Here is a 22,096-nt window from a genome sequence, read left to right as displayed (position 1 = left end):
CGCGGCCCTGACCCTTACAGGTCGACCGACGCGCCCGGATCGAGCTCGAGGAACTCTCCGCCGTGCTGCTCGGTCGCCCACTTCAGGCGGGCGCGCCCCATCTGCAGTCCGGCGCGCGAGAGTGTCATGTCGTGGGTGCCGAAGGCCCGGCGGGGCTTCACTGCGAGGACGAAGTCCATTGCCTCGCCGATCTTCAGCCACGGCGCACCCACCGGCGCCGCCAGCAGTCGCACCTCCGCGCCCTTGGGCACGGCGTACGAGTCCCCGGGGTAATAGAAGTCGTCGTTGACGAGCACGCCGACGTTGTCGATGACCGGGATGGATTCGTGGATCACCGCGTGCCGTCCGCCGTAGAACACCAGTGTGAACGGGTCGACCGTGACGGTGTCACCGGGGGCGACGACCGTGATGTCGTATCCGGGGGCGGCGGCCGCGACGCCGGCCGGTGCGAAGATCGGCACTTTCGGCGCCAGCGCGGTCAGCCGGTCGAGGTGTTCCGGCGTCCAGTGGTCGGGGTGCTCGTGGGTGAGGACGATGGCGACGAGGTTCTTCACCTCCGTCAGGGGGAGGGTGAACGAACCCGGGTCGATGATGATCGTCTTGCCGTCGCGCTCGAGGCGCAGGCAGGCATGTTCGTGCTTTGTGACTCGCATGAGGGAAAGTCAACCGTGCGACACGCCCGGCGGCAACTGCGGCCCGCCTCGATTTGGTCGCGTCATGCGAGCCGTGGCATACTTTAACGGTTGTCGAAACGGCCCCATCGTATAGCGGCCTAGTACGCCGCCCTCTCACGGCGGTAACGCGGGTTCGAATCCCGCTGGGGTCACAACACAAGAAAAACCCCCCGGTTTACGCCGGGGGGTTTTTCGTTGCCCGCGGCCCTGGCGTCGTGAGGCGGGCGCGGGCAGGCTGGCGGCATGTCGGCACTGCGCGCTGCGGCACGATACGGGGGAATCCTCCTCTCGCTCGTCGCGCTGGGGATCGTCCTGGTGCTGGCGGCCGGCGGTGCGGAGCTGCCTGCTCGGGGTGTCGCGACGGGGTACGTCGCCGTCTTCGTGGCGGTCACGCTCGTGCGGATGGTGCGCGACGTCCTGCACGGGCACGTGGGACTCGACATCCTCGCGGTCGTCGCGATGGTGGCCACCCTCGCCGTGGGGGAGTACATCGCCTCGCTCATCATCGTGCTCATGCTCTCGGGCGGCGAGGCGCTCGAGGAGTTCGCCGCGCGCCGCGCGCAACGCGACCTCACGGCGCTGCTGGACCGCTCGCCGCGGACCGCGCACGTCGTCGGCGCGCCGGGCGCCCTGCGGGCCGCGGCCGGCGACGAGCGACTGCGTGACGTGCCGGTGGACGAGGTGCAGGTCGGCGACCTGCTGGTCGTACGCCCGTCGGAGGTGGTTCCGGTGGACGGCGTGGTGGTGGGCGATGCCGGCGCGTTCGACGAGTCCTCGCTGACGGGTGAGAGCCTGCCGGTGACCCGCGGGGACGGGGAGGAGGTCTTCTCCGGGGCCGTGAACGGCACGCGTGCGGTGCGGCTGCGCGCCGTGCGGCGCAGTGCCGACAGCCAGTACCAGCAGATCGTCGCCCTCGTGCAGGCGGCGCAGACTTCCCGCGCGCCCGTCGTACGGCTCGCGGATCGGTTCGCCGTGCCCTTCACGGCCGTGTCGCTCGTGCTGGCGGGAACGGCGTGGGGGCTGTCGGGGGACCCCACCCGCTTCGCCGAAGTGCTCGTGCTCGCCACGCCGTGTCCGCTGCTGCTGGCGGCGCCCATCGCATTCCTGGGCGGGCTGTCGCGGGCAGCGAAGTCCGGCATCATCGTCAAGGGCGGCGCCCAGATCGAGCGCCTCGCCCGCGTGCGGTCGGTGTGCTTCGACAAGACCGGCACCCTCACCTCGGGGCGACCGGAGCTCGTCGACGTGATCCCCGCGCAGGGCTTCACCGCCGACGAAGTGCTGCAGCTGGCCGCCTCGGCGGAGCAGTACTCCTCGCACGTGCTCGCCGACGGCATCCGCGCCGCAGCCGATGCCCGCGGACTGCAGCTGCTGCCGGCCCAAGAGGCCAGCGAGGTCGCGACCAATGGCGTTTCCGCGGTGATGGCGGGACGGCAGGTGGCGGTGGGTAAGGCCGCGTTCGTGGCCACCGTCGCCGACGGGGTGCAGCGCCCGCCGCTCGAGCCGGGCCAGGTGGCGTCGTATGTCGCGATCGACGGGCGGTTCGCCGGCGCGCTGCTGCTCGCCGACGCGGCGCGGCAGGAGTCCCGGGAGGTCGTCGCGTGGCTGCGCAGCCACGGGGTCGAACGCGTCGCGATGCTCACCGGCGACGCCGCCCCCACCGCCGAGGCGATCGCGCACGCCATCGGCATCGACGAGGTGCACGCCGACCTGCTGCCGCCCGAGAAGGTGCACCTCGTCGGGCAGTTCACCCCGCGCCCCACGATGATGGTCGGCGACGGCATCAACGACGCTCCGGCGCTTGCGGCATCCGGCATCGGGGTGGCGATGGGTGCGCGTGGCGCGACGGCCGCGGGGGATGCCGCCGACGTCGTCATCACGGTCGACTCGCTCACGCGCGTGGCGGAGGCGATCGCGATCGGCCGTCACACGGTGCGTGTGGCCCTGACGGCGATCTGGCTCGGCATCGGCTTGAGCGTCGGGCTGATGCTGGTGGCGATGACGGGCGTCATCCCGGCTGTCGTGGGTGCCCTCGTGCAGGAGCTGGTCGACCTCGCGACGATCCTCTACGCCCTCCGCGCTCTCCGCGCCCCGGCGTCCGCGCCGACGCCGGCGCCGCGCGACCGGTGAGACGAATACCCGCGGCCGAGACCGTGGGTGGCACCCGCCGTCTCGGCCGTCCGCATTCGTCTCAGCGCCAGGGCGAGGCGGCCGGGTCAGTCCTCGGCTGCCGCGGTGGGGGAGCGGCGGCGGCGGACCGCGCGGCGGATCAGCCAGACGGCGGCGGCGATCACACCGACCACCACCAGCCACGGCAGCAGGAACCCCAGCGCGACCACGATGCCGTTCACCGCGGCCACCAGGCCGTTCCATCCCGCCAGCAATCCGTCGGCGAACCCGGCGGGGTCGGCGTCGACGCGCGCCGCGGGGGTCACCACGCTCACCGTCAGCGACGACAGCGACACCTGCGCGTCGAGGTATTCCAGCTGCCCCTGCAACGACTCCAGCTCCGCCTGGCGCTCGGCGAGCGCATCCTCGGCAGCGATGAGGTCGGCCAGCGAACCGGCCTCGTTCAGCAGGGCCGTGAGTCGCGCTACGGACGCCTCGGCGGATGCCACGCGTGCGCGCAGGTCGACCGCCTCGGTCGTGACGTCCTGACGCGAGATGCGGGATGCCGTCACCTCGCCGACCTCGGCGAGGCGCTCGATCGTGGCGGTGAGCTCCGTCGACGGCACGCGCACCGTGATCCAGGTGTCCGACACCGCGGACGGGGAGGGATACAGCGCGACATCGTCGTACTGGCCGACGAAGCCTCCCTCGACCGAGCCGTCGTCGATCGAGCCACTCTCACCGAGACCGCCGGCCCGCCCCAGGCTGAGCGACTCCACGAAGCCGCCCGCCGCTTCGGCCTCGGCCGTGATCGCCGCGAGGGCGTCGGCAGCCGCCCGGGCACCTGAGCCCACTTCGAGCGTCGCCGAGGCGGTCGCGATCACCTCGCGCTCCTGCGCGACGTCGCCGACGTCGCCGCCCTCGCCGGCGGCACCCCCGACGATGCCCGGCGCGATCTCGGCGTTGCCGTCGGCCATGCCCGGCTCCGGCACGACGGCCCAGTCCTCGGTCGTGGTGGTCCACGCGCCGCTGGTCGCCTGGTTGTCGGCCGCAGAGCCGCCCCTGATGAGACTGCCCACACCCGGCGCGATCACGGCCGCCACGACCACGACGGCTGCCGCAGCGCCCCCGGCGACGAGCCAGCTGCGCCGGCGCTGTCGGGCGGTGCGTGCCGGCGTCGCGCCGCGAACGACCGGCGCCGCCTCGCGCCCCGCCGCCGCGCCGTGAGGCTCTCGGCGGATCCGCGCGAACAGCTCGCCCTCGATGCGGGCGACCGTCTGGTCGTCCAGGTCGGGCAGATCCGCTGAGGCATCCGCCCCGGAAGAAGTCGTCGGGGTCATGCGGTCTCCGTTCCCAGTTCGGTCCGCAGTTTCGTGCGGATTCGGGAGAGACGATTGCGAACGACGCCGTGGCCCACGCCCAGCTGCTCGGCGGCAGCCTGGTAGGCGTGGCCCTCGGCGGCGCACAGGCGGAAGATCTCCCGATCCAGCGCCGACAGCCCCGCCACCGCGGCGACGATGCGCTCGGCGACGTCGCGGCCGACCACGAGCTCCGCGACGTCGACCGTGTCCGGCGCGGTCTCGTCGACAGTGCCGGCGGAGTGCTCCCGCTCGCGGCGCAGCCGCCGCACCCGGTTGGCGCACTGGAACCGGCAGATCGTCACGAGCCAGGGCAGCAGCGAGTCGCCGGCCAGCTGAAGGCCGGGAAGCTTGCGCCACGCCGTGAGAAAGGTCTCCTGCGTCACGTCTTCGGCATCCGCGGCGCTCCCCACCAGACCGTGCGCAAGCCAGTACACCGGCCGCACGTAGGCGCGGTAGAGCGCGCGGAAGGCCTCCTCCGACCCGGTTGCGGCGGCGGCCACCAGGTCCGCGTCGTCGCGATCGTCGCCCATGCGCTCCCTTTCGTCTCTCACCGAGAGAGTGTCGACCCGCCGCCGATCGTCTCAGAAACACGATCGGGCGCGCACACGCCTGTATCCTTGTGCGAACGAGAGGGAGTATCCCGTCCTCGCGCCTCCGTCATCACGGGCCCCGATCGCGTGGCCCCGGGCGCGCGCCGCACACAGCGGGGGAGAGACTTTCGGCATCCACCGCACCCTCCGAAAGGCTCCCATGGGCTTCGAGATCCCCCTCTGGTTCGAGATCGGCGCATTCGTCGTGCTGCTCACGATCCTCATCGCCGATCTGCTTCTGATCATCAAGCGACCCCACATCCCCTCCACCAAAGAGTCGACGCTGTGGGTGGTCTTCTACGTCGCCCTGGCGATCGCGTTCGCCGGCATCCTGTTCGGCGTGACCGGAAACGCCGATGTCACCGGACAGTTCGTCGCCGGCTGGCTGACCGAGTACAGCCTGTCGATCGACAACCTCTTCGTCTTCGTGCTGATCATGGGCCAGTTCGCGGTGCCGCGTCAGTACCAGCAGAAGGTGCTGATGGTCGGCATCATCATCGCGCTGATCCTGCGAGGCATCTTCATCCTGCTCGGCGCCGTGATCATCGAGCAGTTCCTGCCGATCTTCTACCTCTTCGGAGCCTTCCTCATCTACACCGCGTGGAAGCAGGCCTTCCCCGGCAAGGACCACGAGGACGAGGAGAAGAAGGAGAGCTTCGTCGTGCGACTGGTCCGCCGCCGCGTGGACATCAGCGACGAGTACGACGGCGCCAAGGTGCGCACGGTCGTGGGCGGCAAGCGCATGTTCACGCCGATGATCATCGTCTTCGTCGCGATCGGCATGACCGACCTGCTCTTCGCGCTGGACTCGATCCCCGCGATCTTCGGCATCACGCAGGACCCGTTCATCGTCTTCACCGCGAACATCTTCGCGCTCATGGGCCTGCGCCAGCTGTACTTCCTGCTGGGCGGACTGCTCGATCGCCTCAAGTACCTGCACTACGGCATCGCGTTCATCCTCGCCTTCATCGGCGTGAAGCTCATCTTCCACGCGATGCACGAGAACGAGCTGCCCTTCATCAACGGCGGGGAGCACATCGAGTGGGTGCCCGACATCTCCACCTGGATGTCGCTGGGCGTCATCGTCGCCTCGATGGTCGTCGCGACGGTTGCGAGCCTCATCGCCTCGTCGCGCGAGCGCAAGGCTCCCACCCCGCAGGCCGCGGCCGCCGCCGTCGCCGAGGAGCACGCGACGCCGTCGACCGTCGAAGAGCCCGGGTCGACCGACCGCCGCACGGAGCGCTGACACACGAGGAGCGAGCGGTCCGCACGGTGCTAATGTGGGGCGCGTGCGGATCGCTCGACTTCTCCTTAGCGGCCGCGGCGAGGCCTCGTTCTGAGCCCCTCCTCGTCGCGGAGTCCGTGGTGGGCTTGATCCCGTTCGCAAGGAGACTTCAGAGCATGAGCACCCCCGCAACGACGATCCCCGATCGCCCCCGCACCCTGGCCGAGAAGGTCTGGGACGACCACGTCGTGGTCAAGGGCGAAGACGGTCGGCCCGACCTCATCTACATCGACCTGCACCTGGTGCACGAGGTGACGAGCCCTCAGGCCTTCGACGGCCTGCGCGCCGAGGGGCGCCCGGTGCGACGCCTCGATCTCACGATCGCCACCGAGGACCACAACACCCCGACGCTCGACATCGACAAGCCGATCGCCGACCTCACCAGCCGCACCCAGATCGAGACCCTGCGACGCAACGCCGCGGAGTTCGGCGTGCGCCTGCACTCGCTCGGTGACAAGGAGCAGGGGATCGTCCACGTCGTCGGACCGCAGCTGGGCCTGACGATGCCGGGCATCACCGTCGTCTGCGGCGACTCGCACACCTCGACGCACGGGGCGTTCGGCGCGATGGCGTTCGGCATCGGCACGAGCGAGGTCGAGCACGTCTTGGCGACGCAGACGCTGCCGCTGAAGCCCTTCAAGACGATGGCGATCACGGTCGAGGGTCAGCTCAAGCCCGGCGTCACCGCGAAGGACATCATCCTCGCCGTCATCGCGAAGATCGGCACCAACGGGGGACAGGGCTACGTGCTCGAGTTCCGCGGCAGCGCCATCCGCGCCCTCTCGATGGAGGGGCGCATGACGATCTGCAACATGTCCATCGAGGCCGGCGCCCGCGCCGGCATGGTCGCGCCGGACGAGACCACCTTCGAGTACCTGAAGGGCCGGGCGCACGCGCCGACGGGCGAGGACTGGGACGATGCGGTCGCTTACTGGCAGACGCTCCCCAGCGACGAGGGCGCCGTCTACGACGCCGAGGTGTTCCTCGACGCCGATGCACTCGAGCCCTTCGTCACGTGGGGCACCAACCCCGGCCAGGGCGTGTCGCTGAGCGACGTCGTGCCGGCCCCCGAGGACTTCGCCGACCCCAACGAGCAGGCCGCTGCCCGCCGCGCGCTGGAGTACATGGACCTCGTCCCCGGCACCCCGCTGAAAGACGTGCCGGTGGATGCCGTCTTCATGGGGTCCTGCACCAACAGCCGCATCGAGGATCTCCGGGCCTTCGCGTCGATCGTGCGGGGCCGCACCAAGGCCGACGGCGTTCGCGTAATGGTCGTGCCAGGGTCCGCGCGGGTGCGGCTGGAGGCCGAGGCGGAAGGCCTGGACCAGGTCTTCCTCGACTTCGGTGCGGAGTGGCGCTTCGCCGGCTGCTCGATGTGCCTCGGTATGAACCCCGACCAGCTGGCGCCGGGCGAGCGCTGCGCGTCGACCAGCAACCGCAACTTCGAGGGACGGCAGGGCAAGGGCGGCCGCACGCACCTGGTGTCGCCGCTGGTGGCCGCGGCCACCGCGGTGCTGGGGCGCCTTGCGAGCCCCAGCGATCTGCCGGCGTTCGAATCAGTGGAGGTCTGACATGGAGAAGTTCACCACTCACACCGGCATCGTCGCCCCGCTGACGCGCTCGGCCGTCGACACCGACCAGATCATCCCCGCGGTCTACCTCAAGCGGGTCACCAAGACAGGCTTCGAGGACGCGCTTTTCTCGAGCTGGCGCCAAGACCCCGAATTCGTGCTGAACCAGCCCGCGTACCGCAACGCCTCGATCCTCGTGGCCGGCCCGGACTTCGGCACCGGCTCGAGCCGCGAGCACGCCGTCTGGGCCCTGCGCGACTACGGGTTCCGGGTCGTGCTGAGCCCGCGCTTCGCCGACATCTTCCGCGGCAACGCCGGCAAGCAGGGACTGGTGACCGGCGTCATCGACGAAGCCGGCATCGAGGCGATCTGGGCGATCGCGCAGGCCCAGCCGGGCGTGACGATGACGGTCGATCTGCGGGCGTGCACTATCACGATCGGCGACCTAGAGCTCGCCTTCGACATCGATGATTACACTAGATGGCGCCTGCTCGAAGGTCTGGATGACATCGGGCTGACACTGCGCGACGAAGATGCCATCGCACAGTTCGAAGCCCGCCGCGAGGCGTGGCGCCCACGGACCCTTCCGGTCCGGTAGCTACCAAGTGAGGTCCACCGCATGAAGTCACTTCCCCGCGAGAACACGTCGGCGGCGAGCGGGCCGGAGGGGCTGTCGCAGGGGATGACGGGGGACACGATCCTCATCCGCGGCGGTCGCCCCCTGGTCGGCAGAGTCGATGTGAAGGGCGCGAAGAACCTCGCCACCAAGGCGATGGTGGCATCCCTCCTCGGCGAGAGCGTCAGCGTGCTGCGGGACGTCCCCGCCATCAGTGACGTGCAGGTGGTCCGCTCGCTCCTCGAGGTGCACGGCGTGCGCGTGGACGACGGCGAGGAACCCGGCAGCCTCGTGTTCGACCCGAGCGACGCGAAGTCGGCGCACTTCGAGGAGATCGACGCGCACGCCGGTTCGTCGCGCATTCCGATCCTCTTCTGCGGACCGCTGCTCCACCTGCTGGGGCAGGCCTTCATCCCCGACCTCGGTGGATGCCGCATCGGCGACCGCCCCATCAACTTCCACCTCGATGCGCTGCGTCGCTTCGGGGCGATCGTCGAGAAGCTGCCCAGCGGCATCCGTCTCTCCGCCCCCGACGGCCTGCACGGCGCCGACATCGAGCTGCCGTACCCGAGCGTCGGCGCGACCGAGCAGGTGCTGCTGACGGCGGTGCGGGCCAAGGGCACCACCGAACTGCGCAACGCCGCGATCGAGCCCGAGATCATGGACCTCATCGGCGTGCTGCAGAAGATGGGCGCCATCATCTCGTACGAGCCGAACCGCGTCATCTTCATCGAGGGCGTCGACACCCTCACGGGCTTCGACCACCGCAGCATCTTCGACCGCAACGAGGCCGCGTCGTGGGCCTCGGCGGCTCTGGCGACCGACGGCGACATCTTCGTCGGCGGGGCTCGCCAGCAGGACATGCTGACGTTCCTGAACATCTTCCGCAAGGTCGGGGGCGCCTTCGACATCCAGGAGGACGGCATCCGCTTCTACCGCGGCGGACCGCTCAAGCCCGTGATGGTCGAGACCGACGTGCACCCCGGCTTCATGACCGACTGGCAGCAGCCCCTCATCGTCGCGCTGACGCAGGCGGAGGGGACGTCCGTGGTGCACGAGACGGTGTACGAGAACCGGTTCGGGTTCACCGACGCGCTCGTGAAGATGGGCGCCGACATCGTCGTGCACAAGGACGGCCTCGAGGGCGAGTACCGGCGCGTACCCCGCCGCGCGCTCGAGCAGGCCGCGGTGATCACCGGTCCCACGCCGCTGCACGGCGCGGAGATCGTGGTGCCCGACCTTCGCGGCGGCTACAGCCACGTGATCGCCGCCCTCACGGCGCAGGGCGTGTCGATCGTGCACAACGTCGGGATCATCCGGCGCGGTTACGAGAACTTCTTCGACAAGCTGCACGCCCTCGGCGCCGACTTCGACGTCATCGGATGACCGTGGCCCGCACACGTCGTCGCGCGTCGCCGGAGAAGACCCGCCCCAGCATCTTCTGGCCCCTCGCGGGCATCGTCGTACCGCTGGCCGGGGTGATGGCGCGCATCGAGATCGAGGGCGGGGAGAACCTCCCGATGGAGGGGGCGTATGTGCTCGCGCCCAACCATTACAGCGAGTTCGATCCGGTCATCGTGGCGGTCGCGACGTGGCGGCTCGGTCGTGCGCCCCGCTTCCTGGTGAAGGAGGGACTCTTCCGTGTCCCGGTGTTCGGCTGGGCGCTGCGCGTCACCGGCATGATCCCCGTGGCGCGGGCAGGTTCGGCGGCCACCGCCAAGCAGACGATCGAGACGGCGGAACGTCTCATCGCCGCGGGCTCGGGTGTGATCATCTACCCGGAGGGTTCGCTCACGCGCGACCCGGACCTGTGGCCCATGCGCGGCAAGACGGGAGCGGTGCGCGTGGCGCTGTCCGGCGACCTGCCGGTGATCCCCATGGCCACCTGGGGGGTGCAGAAGATCCTTCCGCGCTACGGCAAGCTCAGCCTCTGGCCGCCGCGCAAGCGGGTGAAGATCCTCGTCGGACCCCCGGTGGACCTGTCGGCGTACGCCGGTCGCGGGTCCCATCACGCGTCGTTGGTCGAGGCGACCGACGTCGTGATGGACCGCATCGCCGCACTCGAGGGCGAGCTGCGCGGCGAGACGCCGCCGGCCGAGCGTTGGGATCCGACGCAGCACGGACAGAAGGAGACGGGTCGCCTTGAGCCGTAGAACGGATGCCGCAGCCCCCCGCGTGGCGGTGATCGGCGCCGGAAGCTGGGGCACGACCTTCGGCAAGATCCTCGCTGACGGCGGCGCGCACGTGGTGATGTGGGCGCGCCGGCCGGAACAGGCGCATGAGATCGACGAGGCCAAACGCAACAGCCAGTACCTGCCGGGAATCAACCTGCCCCGCAGCATGTCGGCCACGCACCACCTCTCCGAGGCGCTCGAGGGCGCCACCCAGATCTACCTCTCCATCCCGAGTCAGTCGGCCCGCCAGAATCTCAAGGCGCTCAGGCCCCTCGTCGCCGACAGCGACGTGCCGATCGTCTCGCTCATGAAGGGCGTCGAGAAGCGGTCGGGCCTGCGGATGAGCCAGGTCATCGAGCAGGAGCTGCACTGCGACCCGGCTCGCATCGCCGTGGCATCCGGACCGAACCTCGCCCTCGAGATCGCCCGCGAGCAGCCGACCGCCGCGGTGATCTCGTCCACGAGCCGCGAGACCGCCGAGGCGGTGGCCCGGCGCGCGCGCAACCGCTACTTCCGCACGTTCGTGAACACCGATGTGATCGGCACCGAGTTCGGGGGCGTGCTGAAGAACCTCATCGCCGTCGCCATCGGCATCGTCGACGGTGTCGGCTACGGCGAGAACACCAAAGCCTCCATCATCACGCGCGGGCTGGTGGAGATGACCGACTTCGCGGTGGCCCAGGGCGCCCAGCCCGAGACTCTGCAGGGACTGGCGGGCCTGGGCGACCTCATCGCCACCTGCCAGTCGCCGCTGAGCCGCAACAACACGGCGGGCCGGCTGCTCGGCCAGGGATACAGCTATCAGGACGTCGTCAAGCAGATGGACCAGACCGCCGAGGGTCTGGGGTCGGTCGCGCCGATCCTGAACCTCGCGCGCGAGGCGGGCATCGCCATGCCGATCGTCGAGCAGGTCAAGATGGTGCTCGACGGCACCATGAAGCCGCGCGACATCGCCCCGCACCTGACCACCGACGACGATCAGCCCCAGGGCGAAAGGACGCAGAATGAACAAGCCGGCAGTGGCGGTGCTCTTTGGAGGTCGCTCCAGCGAGCACTCGATCAGCTGCGCAACGGCGGGAGGCGTACTGCGGGCGATTGACCGCGAGCGCTATCGGGTGATCCCCATCGGCATCACCCGCGACGGCGCCTTCGTGCTCGAGAGCGAGGATCCCGACCGCTTCGCGCTGACGGAGGGGGCGCTGCCGGAGGTCGCCGACAACGGCACGCGCGTGCGGTGGCCGGAGTCGACTCTGTCCCGCGAGCTGCGGGTGGTTCGTTCCGACGGCACCGAGGAGAGCCTCGGCGATGTCGACGTGGTCTTCCCGATCCTGCACGGCCGCTTCGGCGAGGACGGCACGATCCAGGGGATGCTGGAGCTGCTCGGCCTTCCCTACGTCGGCGGCGGCGTGCTGATGTCCGCGATCGGCATGGACAAGCACGTCACCAAGAGCGTGCTGCAGGCCGCCGGGGTGCCCGTGGTGCCGTGGCGCCGCGTGACCCGCGCCGAGTTCGACCGCGACCGCAAGCGGTGGACGCCGCAGGTGCGTTCGCTCGGCCTTCCCGTGTTCGTGAAGCCGAACCGGGCCGGCTCGAGCGTCGGCGTGTCGAAGGTCGAGAGCTGGGATGAGCTCGATGCCGCGCTCGAGGTCGCCTTCGCCGAGGATTCCAGCGCCCTCATCGAGCAGGCCGTCATCGGGCGCGAGATCGAGTGCGGTGTGCTGCAGGGCCGTGATGGTGACGCCGCGCGCGTGAGCGTTCCCGGCGAGATCGTGGTCACCGGGCGTGCGTTCTACGACTTCGAGGCCAAGTACCTCGATGCCGCGGGCGTCGAGCTCATCTGCCCGGCTCCGATGCACGACGGCGAGCTCGCCGAGATGCAGCGGGTGGCGGCGCGCGCCTTCGAGGCGCTCGGCGGCGAGGGCCTGGCGCGCGTCGACTTCTTCTACACGGGCACGGAGTTCTACGTGAACGAGGTGAACACCATGCCGGGCTTCACCCCCATCTCGATGTTCCCCACGTGCTGGATCGCCTCCGGTATGACCTACCCCGAACTCATCTCCGAGCTGATCGAGCTGGGCCGCGAACGCGTCAGGTGAGAAGCTCGGACGTCTCGGTGCACTGCCGCTCGCGCGGCAGCGTGTCGACGATGTAGGGAGCGAACCGCGACAGCACTTCGTTGGGGGAGACCTCTTCGTTGTCGACGAAGACCTCGACCGCGGGTGTGCGTCCGTACGTCGTGATGCGGTAGCGCGGCGCGTCGGACTCGTCGACGACCCAGTCCACGCCCCCGATGGTGATGCAGCGGGCCTCGGTGGGCCCGGGCGTGGGGACACCGCAGCTGAGGATCACCGCAGTCGGATCGCCCCATGCGGCGGTGGACTGCGCGTCGGTCCAGCGTCGGTCTTCGCCGTCGACCGTGGACGGCAGCCGCACCATGACGTCCGCGCAGAGCGGGTTGTTGGCGTCGGCGGGCGCCGTCAGTGCGAGTGACGCGCCGCTGCAGCCGCTGAGGACGAGCATGCCGGCGGCAGCGATGAGCGCGGCGAACAAGCGGGATCGGGGCACCCCTCCAGGGTAATCGAGACCGCTGAGCGCCCGTCCCGGCCACCGTGCCGTCACTGCCGGTACGGTGGAGCGGTGACGAGCGAACCCGAGCAGACGGTGGGGGCGGCCGGGGAGAGCGCCGTCTTGCGGGAGGTCTTCGCCGCGCTCGACGGGTCGTCCGCGGCCCTCGTCGGGCCGGGCGACGATGCCGCCGTGCTGGCCGCGCCGGGAGAGCGGGTCGTCGTCACCACCGACACCCTCGTGCACGGTCCCGACTTCCGCCTGGCGTGGTCGTCGGGCACGGACCTGGGCTGGAAGGCCGCCGCGGTGAACCTCGCCGACGTCGCCGCTATGGGGGCGCGGCCGGTCGCGCTCTTCGTCGCGCTGGCGGTGCCTGCCGACACCGAGGTGCGCTTCGTCGGCGACCTGGCGCTGGGCCTTCGCGCCGCGTGCGACGCGCTCGCCCCCGGGTGCGCGGTGGAGGGGGGAGACCTCACGATCTCGGACACCCTCACCGTCGCGGTCACCGCGGTGGGTGTGCTCGACGCGGGGGACCCGGTACGCCGCTCCGGAGCCCGCCCCGGTGAGGTCGTGGCCATCGCCGGCGATGTCGGCCGGGCGGCCGCCGGGCTCGCGGTGCTCTTCGACCGCTTCCGTGACGAGCAGGGCGAGGCGACCCCGATCGTGACGTCGCACCTCACCCGGCGGGAGGCGGCGGCGGTGCAGGCGCAGCTGCGGCCCCGGCCGCCGATCGCCTCGGGCCCCGAGGCGGCCGCAGCGGGGGCGACGGCGATGATGGACGTCTCGGACGGGCTCGCCCTCGATGCGCGGCGGCTCGCCACGGCATCCGGAGTGACGATCTCGCTGACCTCGGCGGCGCTCGGTCCCGACCCGGTCACGGCGCTGGAGGGCGGCGAGGACCACGCGCTGCTGGCCACATTCCGCGACGAGGCCGACCTTCCCGACGGATTCCGGGTGATCGGAGAGGTGCGCCCCGCAGGCGCGGATGCCGTGCTGGTCGACGATCTGCCCTATGGCGGTCCGGGCGGCTGGGACCCCTACCGCGATTGGGACCGCCACAGCGGCTGAGTCACGCCGTGGTGACCCACCACAGCGTGGTGTCGCCGTAGCGCTTGTCGCGGTCGAGCACGAGTCCTTCCGGAAGGCCGGGCTGGGGCGATCGCCGTGCGCGCTCGATGACGACGGTGGCATCCGGCGCCAGCCGGGGGACCAGCAGCGACAGCGTCTGGGTCAGCTCCGCCTCGCCGATGTCGTAGGGCGGGTCGAGGAACACCAGGTCGAACTGATCGTTCCCGGCGCGCAGGAACGCGTCGGCGCTCGAGCGGTGCACCCGCCACGCGACCGAGGGCGCACGGACGGCCCGTGCCACCGCGGCTGCGTTGCGCTGCGCGGTGGATGCCGCCTTCGGCGCCTTCTCGACGAGGTCCACGGCAGACGCTCCGCGGCTGAGGGCCTCGAGGCCGAGGGCGCCCGACCCGGCGTACAGGTCCACCACCCGGGCCCCGGCGAGCACGTCGGCGGCCTCCAGCGAACTGAAGAGGGCCTCGCGCACGCGGTCGCTGGTCGGCCTGGTGCCGGCGTCGGGGACGACGAGGGTGAGCGAGCCGGCGGCGCCGGAGATGATCCGAGTCACGTCATCACGCTACCGGCCGCGACGACTCGTCGCGCAGCCGCGGTTCGGCACGGTTCTGCGGCCGCAGCCCCGCCTTGTCTGCGTAGAACGCGCGGATACGGTCCATGTCGGCGCCGACATCGCCGGTGAGCTCGATCGTGTCGCCCAGTCCGGCGGTCATGGTGGTGCGGTCGACGTAGCCGAGGGTGACGGGCATGCCGGTTTCGCGCGCGATGCGATAGAAGCCCGACTTCCATGAGGCGCCAGGCCCTCGCGTGCCTTCGGGGGTCACGACCAGACCGAACACCTCGCCGGCCCGGATGCGTGCCACGACGTCGTCGACGACTCCGCGGGGGTCGTCACGATCGACGGGGATGCCGCCGAGACCCCTCATCAGGGGTCCGCGCCAGCCGCGGAAGAGGCTCTTCTTTCCGAGCCAGCGCACCGGGATGCCCAGGCGCCACGCCATCGCGAGCATGATCACGAAATCCCAGTTCGAGGTGTGCGGAGCGCCGATGAGCACGCTGGGGCGCTGTGGTGCAGGGGCCGTGACGAGCCGCCAGCGGCTGAGCGCCCAATAGCTGCGGGCGAGGGTACGTCGTATCACTCCTCCACCGTACGACGGCCCCCTGTGGGGAGGAGCAGACCGGGGTGTCCGCGGGTCGACCTAGAATCTCCCTCATGGTGTCGCTCGAGTCGCGTCTGCGCGCCGCGGTCGGCGACAAGACCGCCGGAGCGCTGGAGCGCGCCTTCGGCATGCAGACCGTCGGCGACCTGCTGGCGCACTACCCGCGGCGCTATGCCAAGCGCGGCGAGCTGACCCCGATCGACTCGCTGCCGCTGGGCGAGCAGGTCACGATCGTCGCCGAGGTGCGCTCGGCCACCGAGCGACGCATGCGCAACCGGCGCGGCTCGATCCTCGAGGTCGTCATCAGCGACGGGCAGGGCGCCCTCGTGCTGACGTTCTTCAACCAGGCATGGCGCGCGGCGGAACTCACCCCCGGACGGCGCGGGATCTTCTCGGGGAAGGTCGGGATCTATCGCGGCGCGCAGCAGTTCGCCCACCCCGACTATCAGCTGTTCGAGGACGACGCCGTCGCCCTGTCGGCGGCCCGCGCGCGGTCGAGCGAGCCGGTCCCCATCTACCCCGCCACGAGCACGGTGGCCAGCTGGCAGATCAAGAAGACGGTCGACACCGTCCTCGACGTGCTCGATGAGGTGCCCGACCCCCTTCCGGAGTCGTTCCGCGTCGCCCGCGACCTGCTCGATGCCCGCACCGCGCTCGAGCGCATCCACCGCCCCGAGACGTTCGAGCAGATCGGCCAGGCGCAAGAGACTCTGCGCACGCACGAGGCGTTCGTGCTGCAGTCCGCCCTCCTGCAGCAGCGCGAGCAGGTGCGCGCCCTGTCGGCGACTTCACGACGTGCCGCGCCGGGCGGCCTGCTCGCACAGTTCGACGCGACACTGCCTTTCGCCCTCACCGCCGACCAGGAGAGCGTCGGTCGGCGCATCGCCGCCGACCTCGAGGGCGCGTGGCCGATGAACCGGCTCGTGCAGGGCGAGGTCGGCTCGGGCAAGACACTCGTGGCCCTCCGCGCCATGCTGCAGGTGGCCGAGACCGGGGGACAGGCGGCGCTCATCGCCCCCACCGAGGTGCTCGCCGCACAGCACGTGCGTTCCATCGCCCGCATGCTCGGCCCCCGGCTCGCACCCGAGCTCATGCCCACTCTCCTGACGGGCCAGCTCACGGCGGCCGAGCGTCGCAAGGCGGCGCTGCGCGCGGCCTCGGGTCAGGCGCGCATCGTGGTGGGCACTCACGCGCTGCTGAGCGCCTCGACGACCTTCGCCGATCTGGGGCTCGTGGTGGTCGACGAGCAGCATCGCTTCGGCGTCGAGCAGCGCGAGGCCCTCCGTGCGAAGGGAACCGCTCCCCACGTGCTGGTGCTGACGGCCACGCCGATCCCGCGCACCGTCGCAATGACCGTGTTCGGCGATCTGGACGTGTCGACGATCCGCACCATGCCCGCCGGGCGCGCCGGCATCTCGACCTTCGTCGCACCCCTGGCAGAAAAGCCCGGTTGGTTCGCGCGCGTCTGGGAGCGCATCGCCGAAGAGGTAGCCCAGGGCCGCCAGGCGTTCGTCGTGTGCGCCGCGATCGATGCCGAGGCGCTCGTCAAGGACGACACGGCGGATGAGCCGGCCGGCCCCTCTGAGGGGGTGCCCGAACGCACGCGCTGGGGCGTCGTGCAGGTGCAGGTGCTGCTGTCGCAGCATCCTGCCTTCGAGGAGCTGCGGGTGGCGATCCTGCACGGGCGTATGCCGGGTGAGGAGAAGGATGCCGTCATGCAGGCCTTCGCCCGCGGAGACATCGATGTGCTGGTGGCGACGACGGTCGTCGAGGTCGGCGTCGATGTCCCGAACGCCTCGACGATGGTGATCCTCGAGGCCGACCGCTTCGGCGTCTCGCAGCTGCATCAGCTGCGCGGGCGCGTCGGTCGTGGTGCGGTGCCCGGCCTCTGCCTGCTCGTGACCGAGGCGCCCGCGGGGACCACGTCGCGCGAGCGCGTGGAGGCGGTGGCGGCCACGACGGACGGCTTCGAGCTGGCCGAGGTCGACCTCGAGCTGCGTGGCGAGGGCGACGTGCTCGGCGACGCCCAGTCCGGTGCCCGCTCGTCGCTGCGCCTGCTGCGGGTCGTGAAGGATGCCGACCTCATCGCCATCGCCCGCGAAGAGGCGGAACGCGTGCTCGCCGAGGACCCGGCGCTCACGGCGCACCCCGGCCTGGCCGCATCGATCGATCGGCGCCTGGACGTGACGGAGCGCGCGGCGCTCGCCAAGAGCTGACCCGCGTCGGGGACGTGCCGCCGGCGGGGATACGCTGGGGGCATGAACCCTCGGATCGCCGTTGTTCCCGGTTCCTTCGACCCGCCGACGCTCGGGCACCTCGACGTCATCCGTCGCGCCGCAGCGCTGTACGACCGGCTGCACGTGCTCGTGGTGCACAACCCCGCCAAAGAGGCGATGCTTCCCATCGCCCAGCGACTGACGCTGCTCGAGCAGTCCATCGCGGAGGGCGAGATCCAGGGCGACGTCGTGGTCGCCTCCTGGAGCATGGGCCTGCTCGTCGACTACGCCACCGACGTCGATGCCGGGGTGCTGGTGAAGGGCATCCGCTCGCAGGTGGATGTCGCGTACGAGACGCCGATGGCGATCGTCAACCGGCACCTCGCCCAGATCGAGACGGTCTTCCTTCTCCCGGATCCGTCGCACGCGCTCGTGTCGAGTTCCCTCGTGCGTCAGGTCGCGGCTCTCGGCGGCGACGTCGCCCCCTTCGTGCCCGCACCCGTCGCGCGCTTCCTCGACACCGGCGCCCGCGACATCTGACCGCGCGGCGCCGAGCTGCCTCGGCGCCGGTAACATGGGGGACCGTGGTGAGAAAGCATGTCAGCGGCCCCTTCGTGTTCCCCGTGCGGGACATCGTGCGCCGTCCCGGCGAGATGCGGGAGTTCGAGGTCGAGGCGCCCGCCCCCCACCGCTGGGGCGAGTCGCTGGTCGCCGTGGAGCAGGGTGAGCCGGTGCACCTGGACGTTCGTCTTGAGTCCGTGCACGAGGGCATCCTCGTCACCGGCGAAGCCGACACGCTCTACCGGGGCGTGTGCGGTCGGTGCCTCACCGACATCGTCCAGCCCGTCGAAGTCGAGTTTCAGGAGCTCTTCGGGTATCCTGGGGAGGAGGCGACTGACTTCGAACTCCAGAACGACTTTGTCGACACGGAGACTCTGGTCAGGGACGCAATCGTCCTGTCGCTTCCGTTCCAGCCGGTTTGTCAGCCGGATTGTCCCGGGCTCGACCCGATCACGGGCGAGCGGTTGACTGCGGAAGCGGTGCATGAGCCCCGCGAACCCGTTGATCCGCGCTGGGCGGCCCTCAAGACCTTTACCAACGACGACGTGGCTGACCGCCGCGGCGCCGAGACCACAGAAGAGAGCTAGCCATGGCAGGCAACCCCCCGAAGCGCAAGGTTTCGCGTTCCAACACCCGCTCGCGTCGCGCGCAGTGGAAGGCCGAAGCCCCCGCGCTGGTCAAGACCATCGAGAACGGCAAGGTCGTCTACAGCCGTCCCCACCAGGCCAAGGTCGTCACCGACTCGCAGGGCACCGAGCTGTTCCTGGAGTACAAGGGACGCAAGGTCGCCGACGTCTGATCCGCGATCGGCGGACGGCGTGACTGACGTCACCCACGAGCGTTCCACGCTCGTCGACAAGCTCGGGGTCGATATCGACCCCGAGCTTCTGTCGCTTGCACTGACGCACCGCTCGTACGCGTACGAAGCCGGTGGCATCCCGCACAATGAGCGCCTCGAGTTCCTCGGGGACTCGGTGCTCGGACAGGCGGTGACGGTGCGCCTGTTCACCGCGCACCCCGACCTCGACGAGGGCGAGCTGGCCAAGCGGCGCGCGAGCGTGGTGTCCACGGTCGCCCTCGCAGAGGTGGCCCGCGGCATCGGGCTCGGCTCCTATCTGCTGCTGGGCCGTGGCGAGCAGCAGACCGGCGGACGCGACAAGGACTCGATCCTCGCCGACACGATGGAAGCCGTCATCGGCGCGACCTACCTGTCGGCGGGCCCCGATGCGGCGACGGCGCTGGTGCTGCGCCTGGTCGAACCACTGCTGCAGGACCCCGAGCGCTATGGCGCGGCCATGGATCCGAAGACGAGCCTGCAGGAGCTCGCGGCGCGGAACGCCCTGAGTCCGCCCGTGTACGCCATCGAAGCCTCCGGCCCCGACCACGACCGCGTCTTCACGGCGTCGGTCACCGTGGGAGATCTCACCGCGGCCGGTTCCGGCACGAGCAAGAAGCAGGCGGAGATGGCGGCGGCGCTCACAGCGTGGCGCGAACTCAGCGCCCGTGCCTGAGCTGCCCGAAGTAGAGGTCGTGCGGGCGGGGCTCGCGCCCGCCGTGACCGGGGCCCGCATCGTGGCGGTCACCGTCGGCGATGACCGCGCCCTCACAAGGCATCGCGGCGATGCGTCCTCGTTCGAGGCTGCCCTCACCGGGCGGGGGGTCGTTGCCGCGGCTCGCCGCGGAAAGTTCCTGTGGCTGCCGTTGGACGGCGGGGCTGACGCGGTCATCGCTCACCTCGGCATGAGCGGACAGATGCTGCTGCGCGAGCCCGGTGCCGCGCCCGAGCGCCACGAGCGCATCCGCCTCGACATCGCCCATCCGGTGCACGGCGATCTGGCGGTCGTCTTCGCGGACCAGCGCACCTTCGGCTCACTCGCCGTCGATGCACTCATCCCGACGCCCGACGGAGCCCCCGGAGGCTGGGGGACGGATGCCGCCACCGTTCCGACCCAGGTGGCGCACATCGCCCGCGACCCGCTCGACCCGGCGTTCCGCGACGCCGGGTTCCGCGCGGCGCTGTCTCGCAAGTGGTCTGCGGTGAAGCGCGTGCTGCTGGACCAGACGGTGCTCAGCGGCGTCGGCAACATCTACGCCGACGAGGCGCTGTGGGCTGCGCGCGTACACCCCGAGACGCCTGCCGCAGCGCTGTCGACCCGCACGGTGAATCGGCTGCTGCACGAGATCCGCGTCGTGCTCGAGAAGGCGCTGGCCGAGGGTGGCACGAGCTTCGACGCCCAGTACGTCAACGTCAACGGCCAGGCCGGCTACTTCGCGCACTCCCTCAACGCCTACGGCCGCACCGGACAGGCCTGTCCGCGGTGTGGGGCCGCCATCGTGCGGGTGTCCTTCACCAATCGTTCGAGCCACTTCTGCCCGCGCTGCCAGAAGCCGCCGCGGCCGCGGACCTGAGTCCACGGCCGCGGACAGGCGTCAGTCCTGGAGCGTCTTCTTCCAGGCGCCCTCGTAGGCGACCGGCACGAACCCGATGGCCTCGTTGATGTCGAGCATCGGGCGGTTCTCCTCGGCGTTGTAGGTCATGACCCGCGGCGACTGCGGCGCCAGCTCGCGCCACGACAGCAGCCCCGCGCACTTCACGAGCATGCCGAGCCGGTGACCGCGGTGCTCCTTCAGCACCAGGGTGTCCTCCTGGTGCGACGCGGCGGTGCGGTCCTGGCCGATGACGAGCTCGTTGAAGGCGCAGAGCTCGCCGGTGACGATGTGCTGCGCGGCGGTCACCTGCAGCGTGCGTCCGCCCTCGAGGTAGCGGTTGTCGTGGCGCTCGACGCGTGCGGCATCCCAGGCCTCCTCATCGAACTCGAGGGCGCCCGCCGGCACGTCGGTCGACATGCGCGACTTCATCCATGCGTAGCCCTCGCGCAACTCCGGGGGAGTGGGCGCGTGCCACTGCACGACGCGATAGCCCTTCGCCGCGGCCAGTGCCTCGGCGTGGAGCTTCTCGATGCGGTCCATGGGGGCCGTCAGGTCGAGTGCACTCGCGCGCTCCACCTGCTCGAGGGTGTGGCCGTGCCGCAGGAAGAACCGCGTGATGTGATCGCGCGGTACGCGGCCGAACCCGGTGCGGGGGGCGAGCGTGTCGTCCCCGGGCGCGGGCGACTGCTCGGCCCACGCCTGCAGCACGGTGCGGCCGTGCTCACGGGCGGTGCGCTCGACGAACTCGTAGGCGTACGAGCCGATGCCGCGCCCCCACGCCTCGCGCAGCAGCTCGATGAGCCAGTACGCGGTGCGTGAGCCCTTCTCACGGGGCAGGTCGACACCGACCCGGCCGACGAGAGTGCCGTCGACCTCGATGAGCCACATGAAGCGCTCCTCGTCCTCGGTGTCCTGGAAGTGCGGCAGCAGCTCCGCCGCGGTGAACGTGTGGTCGGTGTGGCCCGAGATCTGCTCGAAGACGCGGTTGCGCACATCGACCATGGCGGTGAAGTCGGCGGCGTCCGGCGCGTCGAGCGACACCGGCACGGTGAGCGGGCGCAGCCGGACGTCGGAGAGGAGGGTGGTCATGATGTTCCGTTCCGGCCTACGGGCGCAGGCCTGACTGAAAGGGTCAGCGAAGGGTGAGGTTCTGCAGCAGCAGCCACGCGCGTTCGCGTTCGACCTCGGCCATTCGGCGTTCCCGCCGTGCGAGATCGGCGAACGAGGACTTCGGGAGTCGGGGCCGGGTGCTCCACAGCAGCAGGGCCAGCGCCACGCGCATGGCGACCCGGTCGAGCAGAGGCGTCTGCGATTGTCGGTCGGCTGTTCGGACGGTGTCCAGCGCGCGGGCGGCGCGCGAGACGGTCAGCGTGTTCATGATGTCTCCGAGAGAAGGGGCCGCCATGACGGCGGCGAGAGGCCGTGCCGGGCACGGCGGGAGGGAGCCCGCAGAAGACGGGCGGCGCGAAGCGCGGGGGAGATCCCCTGCGCGGCGGATGGAGCGGGTGAAGGCTCAGATCACGCAGCGGCGGGCACGCGGCCGGTGATCCCGGCCCCGAAGGAGGCGGCGGTCCCCAGAGGCCAGCGCAGCGACGTGGACGCGATGAACGCGGTGGTCAAAGCTGGGTTGCTGATGTAAAACACGTGGGAACCTCCTCTCAACTTCTGACGTGATCAAGGAACATAGCGCGTGGCGGTGCGCACGTC

24 protein-coding genes and 1 tRNA gene are annotated in these 22,096 nt (G+C 70.6%); 16 read left to right on the top strand and 9 right to left on the bottom strand.

Annotation, left to right across the window (positions count from 1 at the left end; genetic code table 11):
• Positions 1-14 precede the first annotated feature (14 nt).
• Positions 15-653 (bottom strand): MBL fold metallo-hydrolase, encoded by a 639-nt coding sequence (locus QNO14_RS07995; protein WP_257493260.1) that lies wholly within the window; start codon positions 651-653, stop codon positions 15-17.
• Between the two features lie 100 nt (positions 654-753).
• Between QNO14_RS07995 and QNO14_RS07990 the strand changes: the two genes are divergently transcribed.
• A tRNA-Glu gene (locus tag QNO14_RS07990) sits at positions 754-826 on the top strand.
• A 91-nt stretch (positions 827-917) separates the two neighbouring features.
• Entirely contained in the window at positions 918-2,801 is a 1,884-nt protein-coding gene (locus tag QNO14_RS07985) for a heavy metal translocating P-type ATPase (RefSeq protein WP_257506245.1), read from the top strand.
• 86 nt (positions 2,802-2,887) lie between these two features.
• On the opposite strand, the gene QNO14_RS07980 is transcribed toward QNO14_RS07985, so the two are convergent.
• Positions 2,888-4,120: a DUF4349 domain-containing protein gene (locus QNO14_RS07980; RefSeq protein WP_257506244.1), complete on the bottom strand. Its 1,233-nt coding sequence runs from the start codon at positions 4,118-4,120 to the stop codon at positions 2,888-2,890.
• Positions 4,117-4,671, bottom strand: a complete 555-nt coding sequence (locus QNO14_RS07975; protein WP_257506331.1) for an RNA polymerase sigma factor — start codon at positions 4,669-4,671, stop codon at positions 4,117-4,119. Before QNO14_RS07975 ends, QNO14_RS07980 begins: the two co-directional genes overlap by 4 nt.
• Before the next feature lie 220 nt (positions 4,672-4,891).
• Between QNO14_RS07975 and QNO14_RS07970 the strand changes: the two genes are divergently transcribed.
• The 7 genes from QNO14_RS07970 (at position 4,892) to QNO14_RS07940 (ending at position 12,473) form a co-directional block, all read left to right on the top strand.
• Positions 4,892-5,977 (top strand): TerC family protein, encoded by a 1,086-nt coding sequence (locus QNO14_RS07970; protein WP_257493263.1) that lies wholly within the window; start codon positions 4,892-4,894, stop codon positions 5,975-5,977.
• Between the two features lie 155 nt (positions 5,978-6,132).
• Positions 6,133-7,587, top strand: a complete 1,455-nt coding sequence (leuC, locus tag QNO14_RS07965) for a 3-isopropylmalate dehydratase large subunit (protein WP_257493264.1) — start codon at positions 6,133-6,135, stop codon at positions 7,585-7,587.
• Between the two features lies 1 nt (position 7,588).
• The gene (leuD, locus tag QNO14_RS07960; RefSeq protein ID WP_257493265.1) at positions 7,589-8,185 is read left to right on the top strand and encodes a 3-isopropylmalate dehydratase small subunit; all 597 of its coding nucleotides are present in this window, start codon (positions 7,589-7,591) and stop codon (positions 8,183-8,185) included.
• 21 nt (positions 8,186-8,206) lie between these two features.
• Positions 8,207-9,589 carry a UDP-N-acetylglucosamine 1-carboxyvinyltransferase gene (murA, locus tag QNO14_RS07955; RefSeq protein WP_257506243.1) on the top strand — a complete coding sequence of 461 codons (1,383 nt, stop codon included), beginning with the start codon at positions 8,207-8,209 and terminating at the stop codon, positions 9,587-9,589.
• The gene (locus QNO14_RS07950; protein ID WP_257506242.1) at positions 9,586-10,356 is read left to right on the top strand and encodes a lysophospholipid acyltransferase family protein; all 771 of its coding nucleotides are present in this window, start codon (positions 9,586-9,588) and stop codon (positions 10,354-10,356) included. Before murA ends, QNO14_RS07950 begins: the two co-directional genes overlap by 4 nt.
• Positions 10,346-11,476, top strand: coding sequence for an NAD(P)H-dependent glycerol-3-phosphate dehydrogenase (locus tag QNO14_RS07945; RefSeq protein ID WP_257493268.1), 1,131 nt, complete (start codon positions 10,346-10,348; stop codon positions 11,474-11,476). The genes QNO14_RS07950 and QNO14_RS07945 overlap by 11 nt, the downstream gene beginning before the upstream one ends.
• Positions 11,382-12,473, top strand: a complete 1,092-nt coding sequence (locus tag QNO14_RS07940; protein WP_257506241.1) for a D-alanine--D-alanine ligase family protein — start codon at positions 11,382-11,384, stop codon at positions 12,471-12,473. Before QNO14_RS07945 ends, QNO14_RS07940 begins: the two co-directional genes overlap by 95 nt.
• Here QNO14_RS07940 and QNO14_RS07935 read toward each other — a convergent pair.
• Positions 12,466-12,942 carry a DUF3515 domain-containing protein gene (locus QNO14_RS07935; protein ID WP_257493270.1) on the bottom strand — a complete coding sequence of 159 codons (477 nt, stop codon included), beginning with the start codon at positions 12,940-12,942 and terminating at the stop codon, positions 12,466-12,468. The two genes, QNO14_RS07940 and QNO14_RS07935, sit on opposite strands and share 8 nt — an antisense overlap.
• A 72-nt stretch (positions 12,943-13,014) precedes the next feature.
• On the opposite strand from QNO14_RS07935, the gene thiL reads away from it, so the two are divergent.
• A complete protein-coding gene (thiL, locus tag QNO14_RS07930) occupies positions 13,015-14,010 on the top strand; it encodes a thiamine-phosphate kinase (protein ID WP_257493272.1) in 996 nt (331 codons plus the stop codon).
• 1 nt (position 14,011) lies between these two features.
• Here thiL and rsmD read toward each other — a convergent pair whose 3' ends face one another.
• Both rsmD and QNO14_RS07920 read right to left on the bottom strand, forming a co-directional pair.
• Positions 14,012-14,575, bottom strand: a complete 564-nt coding sequence (gene rsmD / locus QNO14_RS07925; protein ID WP_257506240.1) for a 16S rRNA (guanine(966)-N(2))-methyltransferase RsmD — start codon at positions 14,573-14,575, stop codon at positions 14,012-14,014.
• A gap of 4 nt (positions 14,576-14,579) precedes the next feature.
• A complete protein-coding gene (locus tag QNO14_RS07920; RefSeq protein WP_257493275.1) occupies positions 14,580-15,161 on the bottom strand; it encodes a 1-acyl-sn-glycerol-3-phosphate acyltransferase in 582 nt (193 codons plus the stop codon).
• A 74-nt stretch (positions 15,162-15,235) separates the two neighbouring features.
• Between QNO14_RS07920 and QNO14_RS07915 the strand changes: the two genes are divergently transcribed.
• The 6 genes from QNO14_RS07915 to mutM all read left to right on the top strand — a co-directional run bounded on the left by QNO14_RS07915 (position 15,236) and on the right by mutM (position 20,368).
• Positions 15,236-17,398, top strand: coding sequence for an ATP-dependent DNA helicase RecG (locus QNO14_RS07915; RefSeq protein WP_257506239.1), 2,163 nt, complete (start codon positions 15,236-15,238; stop codon positions 17,396-17,398).
• Between the two features lie 42 nt (positions 17,399-17,440).
• The gene (coaD, locus tag QNO14_RS07910; RefSeq protein ID WP_257506238.1) at positions 17,441-17,938 is read left to right on the top strand and encodes a pantetheine-phosphate adenylyltransferase; all 498 of its coding nucleotides are present in this window, start codon (positions 17,441-17,443) and stop codon (positions 17,936-17,938) included.
• Between the two features lie 113 nt (positions 17,939-18,051).
• The gene (locus tag QNO14_RS07905) at positions 18,052-18,546 is read left to right on the top strand and encodes a YceD family protein (protein ID WP_257493440.1); all 495 of its coding nucleotides are present in this window, start codon (positions 18,052-18,054) and stop codon (positions 18,544-18,546) included.
• A 2-nt stretch (positions 18,547-18,548) separates the two neighbouring features.
• Positions 18,549-18,758, top strand: coding sequence for a 50S ribosomal protein L32 (gene rpmF / locus QNO14_RS07900; RefSeq protein ID WP_013586329.1), 210 nt, complete (start codon positions 18,549-18,551; stop codon positions 18,756-18,758).
• Positions 18,759-18,777: 19 nt separating this feature from the next.
• Positions 18,778-19,470, top strand: a complete 693-nt coding sequence (rnc, locus tag QNO14_RS07895; RefSeq protein WP_257506237.1) for a ribonuclease III — start codon at positions 18,778-18,780, stop codon at positions 19,468-19,470.
• Positions 19,463-20,368 carry a bifunctional DNA-formamidopyrimidine glycosylase/DNA-(apurinic or apyrimidinic site) lyase gene (mutM, locus tag QNO14_RS07890; protein ID WP_257506236.1) on the top strand — a complete coding sequence of 302 codons (906 nt, stop codon included), beginning with the start codon at positions 19,463-19,465 and terminating at the stop codon, positions 20,366-20,368. Before rnc ends, mutM begins: the two co-directional genes overlap by 8 nt.
• Positions 20,369-20,389: 21 nt before the next feature.
• Here mutM and QNO14_RS07885 read toward each other — a convergent pair whose 3' ends face one another.
• From QNO14_RS07885 to QNO14_RS07875, 3 genes are all read right to left on the bottom strand, one after another.
• A complete protein-coding gene (locus QNO14_RS07885) occupies positions 20,390-21,478 on the bottom strand; it encodes a GNAT family N-acetyltransferase (RefSeq protein ID WP_257506235.1) in 1,089 nt (362 codons plus the stop codon).
• A 43-nt stretch (positions 21,479-21,521) separates the two neighbouring features.
• On the bottom strand, positions 21,522-21,767 hold the full coding sequence (locus QNO14_RS07880) for a hypothetical protein (RefSeq protein WP_257493283.1): 246 nt from the start codon (positions 21,765-21,767) through the stop codon (positions 21,522-21,524).
• A gap of 140 nt (positions 21,768-21,907) precedes the next feature.
• Positions 21,908-22,033, bottom strand: coding sequence for a hypothetical protein (locus QNO14_RS07875; RefSeq protein WP_257506234.1), 126 nt, complete (start codon positions 22,031-22,033; stop codon positions 21,908-21,910).
• Between the last annotated feature and the right edge of the window lie 63 nt (positions 22,034-22,096).

Source organism: Microbacterium sp. zg-Y625 (assembly GCF_030246925.1).
Taxonomy (GTDB): Bacteria; Actinomycetota; Actinomycetes; order Actinomycetales; family Microbacteriaceae; genus Microbacterium; species Microbacterium jiangjiandongii.
The sequence above is the reverse complement of the archived record's forward strand: the minus strand, read 5'-3'. Positions and strand labels throughout refer to the sequence as shown.

What these genes read in the sequence shown, in the direction of transcription:
- QNO14_RS07905 (WP_257493440.1), top strand. Translation starts at nt 18,052, where the DNA reads ATGCGGGAGTTCGAGGTCGAGGCGCCCGCCCCCCACCGCTGGGGCGAG.
- QNO14_RS07980 (WP_257506244.1), bottom strand. Translation starts at nt 4,120, where the DNA reads ATGACCCCGACGACTTCTTCCGGGGCGGATGCCTCAGCGGATCTGCCC.
- QNO14_RS07915 (WP_257506239.1), top strand. Translation starts at nt 15,236, where the DNA reads ATGGTGTCGCTCGAGTCGCGTCTGCGCGCCGCGGTCGGCGACAAGACC.
- QNO14_RS07975 (WP_257506331.1), bottom strand. Translation starts at nt 4,671, where the DNA reads ATGGGCGACGATCGCGACGACGCGGACCTGGTGGCCGCCGCCGCAACC.
- leuC (WP_257493264.1), top strand. Translation starts at nt 6,133, where the DNA reads ATGAGCACCCCCGCAACGACGATCCCCGATCGCCCCCGCACCCTGGCC.
- QNO14_RS07950 (WP_257506242.1), top strand. Translation starts at nt 9,586, where the DNA reads ATGACCGTGGCCCGCACACGTCGTCGCGCGTCGCCGGAGAAGACCCGC.
- leuD (WP_257493265.1), top strand. Translation starts at nt 7,589, where the DNA reads ATGGAGAAGTTCACCACTCACACCGGCATCGTCGCCCCGCTGACGCGC.
- coaD (WP_257506238.1), top strand. Translation starts at nt 17,441, where the DNA reads ATGAACCCTCGGATCGCCGTTGTTCCCGGTTCCTTCGACCCGCCGACG.
- QNO14_RS07970 (WP_257493263.1), top strand. Translation starts at nt 4,892, where the DNA reads ATGGGCTTCGAGATCCCCCTCTGGTTCGAGATCGGCGCATTCGTCGTG.
- murA (WP_257506243.1), top strand. Translation starts at nt 8,207, where the DNA reads ATGAAGTCACTTCCCCGCGAGAACACGTCGGCGGCGAGCGGGCCGGAG.
- QNO14_RS07940 (WP_257506241.1), top strand. Translation starts at nt 11,382, where the DNA reads ATGAACAAGCCGGCAGTGGCGGTGCTCTTTGGAGGTCGCTCCAGCGAG.
- QNO14_RS07995 (WP_257493260.1), bottom strand. Translation starts at nt 653, where the DNA reads ATGCGAGTCACAAAGCACGAACATGCCTGCCTGCGCCTCGAGCGCGAC.
- rpmF (WP_013586329.1), top strand. Translation starts at nt 18,549, where the DNA reads ATGGCAGGCAACCCCCCGAAGCGCAAGGTTTCGCGTTCCAACACCCGC.
- QNO14_RS07985 (WP_257506245.1), top strand. Translation starts at nt 918, where the DNA reads ATGTCGGCACTGCGCGCTGCGGCACGATACGGGGGAATCCTCCTCTCG.
- QNO14_RS07880 (WP_257493283.1), bottom strand. Translation starts at nt 21,767, where the DNA reads ATGAACACGCTGACCGTCTCGCGCGCCGCCCGCGCGCTGGACACCGTC.
- QNO14_RS07885 (WP_257506235.1), bottom strand. Translation starts at nt 21,478, where the DNA reads ATGACCACCCTCCTCTCCGACGTCCGGCTGCGCCCGCTCACCGTGCCG.